Consider the following 8,860-nt stretch of genomic DNA (forward strand, 5'->3'; position numbering starts at 1 on the left):
GCGCAATCCCTCTGTGGGACTTCCGCCGTCGCAAGCGCGGGGAGGCGGAGCGGAATCCGCGCCGGGCGCGGCTCCGGCCGGGCCGGGCGGTCTGCCGACCCGTCAGCCGGGCGCCAATGGCGCCCCCGGCCGTGAGGCCGGGCTGGGTCAGCCGCAGCGTTCCGCTCCTGGCGGAATGCCGCAGCAAGCGCGGGGTGGCGGAGCGGAGCCGGGTGCGAACGGTGCTCCCGCGCCGCGTGGAGCGGATTCGGGTCCGACCCGTCGTGAGCCTGCCGCCGGTGGTCTGCCGCAGCGTGAGCCTGCTGCCGGTGGTCTGCCGCAGCGTGAGCCTGCTGCCGGTGGTCTGCCGCAGCGTGACTCCGCTGCCGGTGGTCTCCCGCCGCGTGACTCCGCTGCTGGTGGTCTGCCGCCGCGTGATTCGGCCGCGGGTGGTCTGCCGACCCGTCAGCCCGGTGCCAATGGCGCTCCGTCGCAGCGTGGTCCGGGAGCGCCGGGTGGTCTCCCGCAGCGGGGTGCCGCGCCGCAGCGCGACGGGGCCAATGGTCTTGCCGCACAGGATTCGGACAAGCAGGGTCTGCGTCCGCGGGACGGTCTCGCCCCGCGTGATGGTGGCCTGCCCCAGCGGAATGCCGCTCCCGGTGGTCTGCCGCAGCGTGATTCGAACGCGGGCGGTCTGCCCCAGCGTGGCCCGGGTGGTCTGCCGCAGCGTGGCCCGAACGGTCTGCCGCAGCGGGATTCCGGTAGTGGTCAAGCGCTGGGAGGTGGAGCGGCGCAGCGTGGTCCGGGTGCCGGTCAGCCGCAGCGCCCGGCCGCCGCGGGTGCCGATTCGCTCTCGGGTGGTCTGACTCAGCGCGATCCGCTGAGTGGTCCGCTCCCGCAGCGTGATCCGTTGAACGACCCGCTGCCGCAGCGGGACGGTGGCTTGCCGCAGCGCGGCGCTACCGGTCTGCCGCAGCGGGATCCGGGTTCGGTGTTGCCGCAGCGTCCGTCGCCGATTCCGGGTGTCGGTCTAGCGCAGAGTGGTGGAGCGGCGCAGCACGGTGACGACGTCAAGGAGCCAGGACGGCACAGCTTCCGGTCGAACCCGGCCAAGGCGGCGTCGTTCTTCCAGACGCGTTTGCAGCCGACGGACGCCCCCGGTGACTCGATCATGGGCGGCACGCCGATCTTCGCGGAGATGATGTCGGCGTGGCTCTCGGATCCGAATGCCGACCGGTCCCAGGTGGCCTCGTCCTTCGAATCACCGGGCGACGAGGGCTGGCAGGCCGCGCACCGGGTCAGCCAATCGGCGCCGGAGAAGCGGACGGCCGCCGGTCTGCCGCAACGCGATCCGGGTAACCGACTTGTGCCCGGCGGTGTGAACGGAAACGCTGACAAGGCGGCCCACCGAGACCCAGAATCCATCAGGTCAAGTCTGAGTCGCCACCAGAAGGGCGTCCGGGATGGCCGCGCGATGCAAGCTATGAACCTAACCGGAGATAAAGGAGACCGATGAACCCCGATCTAGGTGGTACGAAGCGTCAGCTGGATTGGCTGGTTTCGAATTTCGCCAATGAGGTTCCCGGCGTTGCGCACGCGGTCCTGGTATCCGCCGACGGCCTGCTGATGGCCGCGAGCGCGCAGCTGCCCGTGGACCGTGCCGAACAGCTGTCCGCTGTGACCGCGGGGCTCGCGAGCCTCTCGGTGGGTGTGTCGAACTTGTTCGAGGGCGGCACCGTGTTGCAGTCGGTGGTCGAGATGGAACACGGCTATCTGCTGCTCATGGCTGTCGGTGACGGCTCGTATCTGGCGGTCCTGACGAATACGTCGTGTGACATCGGTCAGGTCGGATACGAGATGGCTTTGTTGGTCGAGCGAGTGGGCCAGACGGTTCAGGCCACACCTCGCGTCACGATGGGTTCCTGATGGCGGGATGGACATAGACAACGAACGCGTTGGGAGCGCCGAACCGAGCCTGGTTCGCCCGTATTCACTGACGGCCGGTCGCACCCGGCCGAAGGTGGAGCTCGCCTTGGAGGCGCTCGTCGCATCGCATCCGGTCGCCCTCGAGCGGCAGTTCGAACTCACCAATATCGAGACGTCAATCGTGGAGTTGTGCAGAGAATCGCCGTCGGTTGCCGAAGTAGCCGCGCGCCTGGGCATCCCGCTCGGGGTCGCGCGGGTGCTGGTTGCCGACCTCATCGATGCAGGCCATGTGCGGGTATCGGCGACATTGAAAGACGATTCCAGCGACGATGAACGTCGCGAGCTGATCGAAAGGGTTCTCAGTGGACTCCGGCGTATTTGATTCGACGACACAGGTCGACACGCGCACCAGCAAGCCCACGTCGGCCAAGATCGTCGTGGCCGGTGGTTTCGGTGTCGGCAAGACCACCCTGGTCGGTGCCGTGTCGGAGATCGTTCCGCTGCGCACCGAGGCTTTGGTGACCAATGCCAGTGTCGGCGTGGACTCCCTGACCGGGGTCCCGTCGAAGGCCACCACCACGGTGGCCATGGACTTCGGCCGCATCAGCCTGGCCGATGACCTGGTGCTGTACCTGTTCGGTACGCCGGGCCAGTACCGCTTCTGGTTCATGTGGGACGACCTGATCAAGGGCGCCATCGGCGCGGTGGTCCTGGTCGACACCCGCCGGCTGGAGGACAGTTTCGCCGCCGTCGATTACTTCGAGGCGCGCAACCTACCCTTCCTGGTGGCCATCAACGAATTCGATGATGCGCCACGGTATCCGGTGGAGGACATCCGTCAGGCGCTGGCGGTGCCCGCGGACGTGCCGATCCTCTCGATCGACGCCCGTCGCCGGGAGCCGGTGAAGCAGGCTCTGGTCGCGGTCACCGAGTACGCACTGCGCAAGGTCGTTCAGGGTTACTGAGCCGCGCAGGCTATAAGCTCGCGCCGTGACGATCACGGCGCGGGAGTTGCTGGGCGAATTGCTGGATCCCGGTTCCTTCGTGAGCTGGGATCGGCCACCGGTGCCGGTGGCGGCGTCGCCCGGGTATCGCGAGGATTTGCTGGCTGCCGCGGCAACGGCGGGCACCGATGAAGCGGTGCTCACCGGGGAGGGGTTGCTGCGCGGACGGCGCGTTGCCGTGGTCGCGTGCGAGTTCGCGTTTCTCGCGGGGTCGATCGGGGTGGCCGCTGCCGAGCGGATCGTGTCCGCGGTGGAGCGCGCGACCGGGCTGGGCTTGCCGCTGCTCGCGTCACCGACCTCCGGCGGGACCCGAATGCAGGAGGGCACAGTCGCTTTCGTGCAGATGGTGAAGGTGGCGGGGGCGCTGGCCGTGCACAAGGCGGCGGGGCATCCGTATCTGGTGTATCTGCGCGATCCCACCATGGGCGGGGTGTTCGCGTCGTGGGGATCGTTGGGGCACATGACATTCGCCGAACCGGGGGCGCTGGTCGGCTTTCTGGGGCCGCGGGTCTACAAGGCGCTGTACGGGAAACAGTTCCCGGAGGGCGTGCAGACCGCCGAAAACCTTTACCGCAACGGCGTTATCGACGGTGTCGTGCCGGTGTCGGTGTTCCGTCGCATCGTGCATCGGGCGCTCACCGTGTTGTGCGACGGTCCGGCTCCGCTGCCCGAAAAGGCCGGTGACGCACTGCCACCCGCGCTCGGGTCGGGTTTGTTCCTGGCGGGTCCGCAGGAGCGCGGCGGTATCGCGGTGCTGGACACCGCCGAGGTGCATGCCTGGCAGACGGTGTTGATTTCCCGGCGCGGGGATCGTCCGGGCATTCGTGAGCTGCTGCGCCACGTCACCGATCGGGTTCCGTTGTCCGGCACCGGACAAGGCGAGCTGGACCGCACGGTGGTGCACGCCCTGGCCCGGTTCCGGGGTCAGCCGTGCATCGTGTTCGGCCACGACCGGGCGGGTCAGTCGCCTGAGCACACCATGGGCCCGGCGGCTCTGCGGGAGGCCCGGCGCAGCATGCATCTGGCGGCCGAACTGCGCGTCCCCCTGGTCCTGGTGATCGACACCGCGGGCGCGTCGTTGTCCAGGGAGGCGGAGGAGCGGGGTCTGGCCCCCGAGATCGCCCGCTGCATCGCCGATCTCGTCACCCTGGACACCCCGACCGTCTCGGTGCTGCTGGGGCAGGGCACGGGCGGCGGCGCGCTGGCCCTCCTGCCCGCCGATCGGGTGTTGGCCGCCGCCAATGGCTGGCTGGCCCCCTTGCCGCCGGAGGGCGCGAGCGAGATCGTCTACCGCGACACCTGGCACGCCCCGGAACTGGCTGCCGCCCAGCGGATTCGGGCGGTGGACCTGCGCGAGGACGGCATTGTGGACCGGATCGTGCACGAGTATCCGGACGCCGCCGAGGAGCCCGCGGATTTCGCGCTGCGCATGGTGGAGGCAATCGCGGGCGAACTGGCCGGTCTGACCGCTCGCTCCCCGGCGGAGCTGCTCGCCGCCCGGCACCTGCGCTATCGGCGACTGGGGCTTCAAACGTAGTTCTCGTCACGTCGAACCTACGCGAAGCTGTCTATTTGCTGCCGTGGGGGCTCGACACGCAGATTTCGGTATAGAGCACTCGGTTGACGCCGCGGACCTGCGCTTCTACCTTCGAAATCGTGACATATCGGTTCGAGGTCAGCGACATTCCAGCGATCGTGCTCAGTGATGGCCAGGTGATGCCCAAACTGGGGTTCGGCGTCTACAAGGTCGACGGCGGCGAAGCGGTCGGCACCATCGTCAAGGCCCTCGAACTCGGGTACCGCAGTCTCGACACCGCGGCCTTCTACGGCAACGAGGAGGAAGTGGGCCGCGCCGTCCACGAGTCCGGGCTGCCGCGTGACGAGGTCTTCGTCACCACCAAGCTGTGGAACGCCGACCACGGCTACGACGCCACCCTGCGCGCCTTCGACGCCAGCGCCAAGCGGCTGGGCCTGGACGCCATCGACCTGTTCCTCATCCATTGGCCCGTGCCGTCCGCCGATCTCTATGTCGACACCTTCCGGGCCTTGCAGGCGCTCAAGCGGCAGGGCCGGGTCGTCTCGATCGGCGTCTCGAATTTCACCCGGGCGCACCTGGAGCGGGTGATGGCCGAGACCGGTGAGGTGCCCGCCATCAATCAGGTTGAGCTGCACCCGTATTACGCCCAGTCGGAGCTGCGCGCCTTCCACGCCGCGCACGGCATCGTGACCGAGGCGTGGAGCCCGCTGGGCCGCGGCGCGGAGTTCAACGATTCGGTGATCATCGCCCTGGCCGACAAGCTGGGCCGCACGCCGGCGCAGATCATCCTGCGCTGGCATATGCAGCTGGGGAACGTGGCCATCCCGAAGTCCAACACCCCGTCGCGGATGGCGGAGAACCTGGCCATCTTCGATTTCGAGCTGACCGGCCGGGAGATGACTCAGATCGCCGGGCTGGACAAGGGCGCGCGGCAGGGCGCGGACCCGGACCTCTTCGATATGGACGCGCCCGCCTGACGCTTCAGCTCTCCGGATCGCCGTTCCGGTGGGTCGGAATGCCCAGGTACGAGGTCAACTCGACGGCCGCCGCTCGCCCCGCGCGGTTCGCGCCGATGGTGCTGGCCGAAGGCCCGTAGCCGATCAGGTGGATGCGCGGATCGGCCTCGACCCGGGTGGCGAGGCGTCCGCCCATGGTGATCCCGCCGCCGGGCCCGCGCAGTCGCAGCGGGGCCAGATGGTCGAGGGCGCTGCGGAATCCGGTGGCCCACAGGATGACGTCGGCGCGCTGGAAGCTGCCGTCGGCCCAGCGGATGCCGTCGGGTTCGATGTGGTCGAACAGCGGTCGCCGCTTCAGGGCTCCGCGGGCGCGCATGGCCCGCACCCGCGCGTCCTCGGGCAGCCCGGTCACCGACACCACCGATCCGGGTGGAAGTCCGCGCCGGACACGGTCTTCCACCATGGCCACCGCGGCCCGCCCGTCCTCGGGCGCGAATTGCCCGGAGCGGAAGACGGGTTCGCGGCGGGTCACCCAGGTGGTGCCGGTGACCTGCGAGATCTCGTCCAGCAGTTGGATGGCGGTGATCCCGCCGCCGACCACCACGACGTGCTTGCCCTCGAATTCCGTTGCGGCGGGGTAGTCGTGGGCGTGCAGCTGGCGTCCGGCGAAGGTCTCCGCGCCCCGGTAGTAGGGGATGAACGGCTTGTCCCAGGTGCCGGTGGCATTGACCAGTCCGCGTGCCCGCACCGTCGCGCCGGGGTTCAGTTCGGCGTGCAGCAGCCCGTCGACCTCCTGGTTCGGGCAGGTGGCGGCGGTGGCGCGGTCGCACACCACGGTCACCGAGATGGGCCGGCGCACGCGCAGGTCGAAGCGCTTCTCGTACAGCTCGAAGTAGTGCGGCACCGCGGTGGCGGCCTGCGCGTCGTCCGATCCGGCGGGCAGGGTCTCCTGGAACGACATGCCGGGCAGGTCGTGCACCCGGTTGACGGTGCTCAATGTCAGTGACGGCCACCGGAACTGCCACGCCCCGCCCGCGCCGGGGGAGTGGTCGACGATCAGGAAGTCCTGTTCGGGTCGCAGCCCGAGCCGCCTGAGGTGGTAGCCGACCGACAATCCGGCCTGTCCCGCGCCGATTACAAGGATGTCGACATCGGGTGTTGCGGTCACGGACCCGACGGTACGCCCACCTACAGTGAAGGCAGATCATGGGTAGGCAGCCCGATGAGGCGGACAGTGGGGAAGGGACAGATGCTCGGAGTCAGCCGCGATGGCGAGGTCGTGACCATCGAACTGCAGCGTCCGGATCGCCGGAACGCCCTGAACGAGGAGCTCATCGGCCGCCTGCGCGCGGCCCTCGAGGAGGCCGCGGCGTCGGCGCGGGTGATCGTGCTGACCGGTCAGGGTCCGATCTTCAGTGCGGGCGCGGATCTGGACGGGGTGTATTCGGACAGCTTCCTGACCGGTCTGCTGGCCATGCTGCGCACCATCGAGACCATTCCGGTGCCGGTGATCGCGGCCATCAACGGGGGCGCGCTGGGTGCGGGCGTGCAACTGGCCCTGGCCTCGGACCTCCGCGTGATGTCGCCGGATTCGTTCATCGCGGTCCCGGCCGCGAAACTCGGTATCTCCGTTGACCGTTGGACCGTGCGACGGCTGTCGTCGCTGATCGGCGCCGGTCCGGCGCGCACGATTCTGCTGGGCGCCGAGCGGGTCCCCGCCGCGGACGCCTACAACTTCGGTTTCGCCAACAAGATCGGGACCTTGGCCGACGCGCAGGCCTGGGCCAAGCAGATCGCCGAACTCGCGCCGCTGTCGCTGCGGCATCTGAAGCTGGTCTTCAACGACGACGACACCCGCGGCCCCGACACCGCCGCGCAGAGCGCCGCCCTGGACGCCGCCTGGCAGAGCGCCGACGCGCAGGAGGCGCGCGCGGCTCGCCAAGAGAAGCGGTCCGCGAAGTTCGAGGGCCGATGAACGGGGGGCGCGCGCGAGAGAATGCGCGCAGACTGGTGGGTATGGCGGCGGGCGCTTTCGGTCTTTCCTGGGTGTTTCGGGCGGCATGGGGGATTCCCTCGGCCATGGGGGCGTCGATCTCGGCGATCGCGCCGACCGCGCGCGGGGCGACCACTTATCGCAATCGGCAGTTCCACAACACCGAACCGAGCAGTCAGCTCAGCGGTTCCCCGCTGGAGCTGCTCTATCAGCTGGCCACCCAGCGCAATAACGGCCGTCCGTCCGGGACCATCCCGCTGGTGACGCCGGAACTGCCGGAGCAGGCCGGGGAACTGGCGGTGACCTGGTACGGGCACGCCACCTGCCTGGTCGAGGTGGACGGCTACCGGGTGCTGACCGATCCGGTGTGGAGCGAGCGGGTGTCGCCGTCGCCGCTGGTGGGCCCGGCCCGCCTGCATCCGGTGCCGTCGCCGCTGTCGGCGCTGCCGCCGCTGGACGCGGTGCTCATCTCCCACGACCACTACGACCACCTGGATCGCGACACCGTGACCGGCCTGGTCGAGGGCCAGGACTGCGTGTTCATCGTGCCCGTCGGCATCGGCGCGCACCTGCGGCACTGGTCGGTGCCGGAGCACCGCATCGTCGAATTGGATTGGGCCGCCCCGGTTTCGCTGTCGGAGCTGCGGCGCGATCGCGGTGACGGCACGGACCTGGTGATCACCTGCTCGGAGGCGCGGCACTTCTCGGGTCGCGGCCTGGTGCGCAACACCACGTTGTGGGCGTCGTGGTCCATCGCGGGCCCGACCCGGCGGGTGTACTTCGGTGGCGACACGGGCTATACGAAGGCGTTCGCCGAGGCGGGCGCGCGCCTGGGCCCGTTCGACCTGACCCTGCTGCCCATCGGCGCCTATGACCGGCACTGGCCGGACGTGCACATGAACCCGGAGGAGGCGGTCCGCGCCCACTCCGACCTGTGTGTCGGCGACGCGGGCTCGGGGGTGCTGGTGCCGATTCACTGGGCCACCTTCAATCTGGCCTTCCACGGCTGGTCGGAGCCGGTACGGCGACTGGTCGAGGCGGCGGAGTCGGCCGGGACACGCATCGCTGTGCCGAAGCCCGGCCAGCGGATCGACCCGATTGGCCTCCCACCACGGGATTCGTGGTGGGAAGATATTCGCCAATAACGGACCGAGAGTGAAGGAGCAGGGCTGTGAGTCTCATGGACACGCTCAAGGGCTTGGTCGGCAAGGGCAAAGAGGTGGCGGCCCAGAACGCCGAGAAGATTGAGCAGGCGGTCGACAAGGCCGGCCAGGTGATCGACGAGAAGACCGGGGGGAAGTACTCCTCCCAGATCGACAAGGGCACGGACGCGGTCAAGTCGGCGCTCGGGACCGACGCGGCCGAGGGCGCGGCGGCGGCCCCCGCGGCGGAGCCCGCGCCCGCCGAGGCGGCGGCCGAACCCGCCCCGGCCCCGGAAAAGCCGGAAGGCGAACAGCCTCCGGCG

At 69.4% G+C, this 8,860-nt stretch carries 11 protein-coding genes; 9 read left to right on the top strand and 2 right to left on the bottom strand.

Going from position 1 to position 8,860, the window contains the following annotated elements:
• A partial coding sequence (locus ACFV4K_RS32385) for a hypothetical protein (RefSeq protein WP_379280061.1) occupies window positions 1-751 on the bottom strand: 751 nt, incomplete at its 3' end.
• A 138-nt stretch (window positions 752-889) separates the two neighbouring features.
• On the opposite strand from ACFV4K_RS32385, the gene ACFV4K_RS32390 reads away from it, so the two are divergent.
• The 6 genes from ACFV4K_RS32390 to ACFV4K_RS32415 all read left to right on the top strand — a co-directional run bounded on the left by ACFV4K_RS32390 (window position 890) and on the right by ACFV4K_RS32415 (window position 5,423).
• Window positions 890-1,495, top strand: coding sequence for a hypothetical protein (locus ACFV4K_RS32390; RefSeq protein ID WP_379280063.1), 606 nt, complete (start codon window positions 890-892; stop codon window positions 1,493-1,495).
• Window positions 1,492-1,905, top strand: coding sequence for a roadblock/LC7 domain-containing protein (locus ACFV4K_RS32395; RefSeq protein WP_029930951.1), 414 nt, complete (start codon window positions 1,492-1,494; stop codon window positions 1,903-1,905). Before ACFV4K_RS32390 ends, ACFV4K_RS32395 begins: the two co-directional genes overlap by 4 nt.
• A gap of 7 nt (window positions 1,906-1,912) precedes the next feature.
• Window positions 1,913-2,287, top strand: coding sequence for a DUF742 domain-containing protein (locus ACFV4K_RS32400; RefSeq protein WP_033085504.1), 375 nt, complete (start codon window positions 1,913-1,915; stop codon window positions 2,285-2,287).
• Complete coding sequence (locus tag ACFV4K_RS32405; RefSeq protein ID WP_174391578.1) at window positions 2,268-2,870, top strand: ATP/GTP-binding protein; 603 nt, start codon at window positions 2,268-2,270, stop codon at window positions 2,868-2,870. The genes ACFV4K_RS32400 and ACFV4K_RS32405 overlap by 20 nt, the downstream gene beginning before the upstream one ends.
• 25 nt (window positions 2,871-2,895) lie before the next feature.
• Window positions 2,896-4,446: a carboxyl transferase domain-containing protein gene (locus ACFV4K_RS32410; RefSeq protein ID WP_379280064.1), complete on the top strand. Its 1,551-nt coding sequence runs from the start codon at window positions 2,896-2,898 to the stop codon at window positions 4,444-4,446.
• Between the two features lie 119 nt (window positions 4,447-4,565).
• Window positions 4,566-5,423: an aldo/keto reductase gene (locus ACFV4K_RS32415; RefSeq protein ID WP_379280066.1), complete on the top strand. Its 858-nt coding sequence runs from the start codon at window positions 4,566-4,568 to the stop codon at window positions 5,421-5,423.
• A gap of 4 nt (window positions 5,424-5,427) precedes the next feature.
• On the opposite strand, the gene ACFV4K_RS32420 is transcribed toward ACFV4K_RS32415, so the two are convergent.
• Window positions 5,428-6,570 carry an NAD(P)-binding domain-containing protein gene (locus tag ACFV4K_RS32420; protein ID WP_379280068.1) on the bottom strand — a complete coding sequence of 381 codons (1,143 nt, stop codon included), beginning with the start codon at window positions 6,568-6,570 and terminating at the stop codon, window positions 5,428-5,430.
• Between the two features lie 81 nt (window positions 6,571-6,651).
• Here ACFV4K_RS32420 and ACFV4K_RS32425 point away from each other — a divergent pair, with 81 nt between their 5' ends.
• The 3 genes from ACFV4K_RS32425 to ACFV4K_RS32435 form a co-directional block, all read left to right on the top strand.
• Entirely contained in the window at window positions 6,652-7,377 is a 726-nt protein-coding gene (locus tag ACFV4K_RS32425) for an enoyl-CoA hydratase (RefSeq protein WP_379280070.1), read from the top strand.
• 41 nt (window positions 7,378-7,418) lie between these two features.
• Window positions 7,419-8,540, top strand: coding sequence for an MBL fold metallo-hydrolase (locus ACFV4K_RS32430; protein ID WP_379280071.1), 1,122 nt, complete (start codon window positions 7,419-7,421; stop codon window positions 8,538-8,540).
• A gap of 35 nt (window positions 8,541-8,575) precedes the next feature.
• The coding region (locus ACFV4K_RS32435; RefSeq protein ID WP_379280073.1) for an antitoxin at window positions 8,576-8,860 on the top strand (285 nt) is incomplete at its 3' end.

Source organism: Nocardia sp. NPDC059764 (genome assembly GCF_042732555.1).
In the GTDB taxonomy this organism is placed as follows: Bacteria; Actinomycetota; Actinomycetes; order Mycobacteriales; family Mycobacteriaceae; genus Nocardia.

Bases quoted from the DNA above. Each gene is read 5' to 3' on its own strand.
- ACFV4K_RS32400 (WP_033085504.1), top strand. From the start codon at position 1,913: ATGGACATAGACAACGAACGCGTTGGGAGCGCCGAACCGAGCCTGGTT.
- ACFV4K_RS32430 (WP_379280071.1), top strand. From the start codon at position 7,419: ATGGCGGCGGGCGCTTTCGGTCTTTCCTGGGTGTTTCGGGCGGCATGG.
- ACFV4K_RS32425 (WP_379280070.1), top strand. From the start codon at position 6,652: ATGCTCGGAGTCAGCCGCGATGGCGAGGTCGTGACCATCGAACTGCAG.
- ACFV4K_RS32395 (WP_029930951.1), top strand. From the start codon at position 1,492: ATGAACCCCGATCTAGGTGGTACGAAGCGTCAGCTGGATTGGCTGGTT.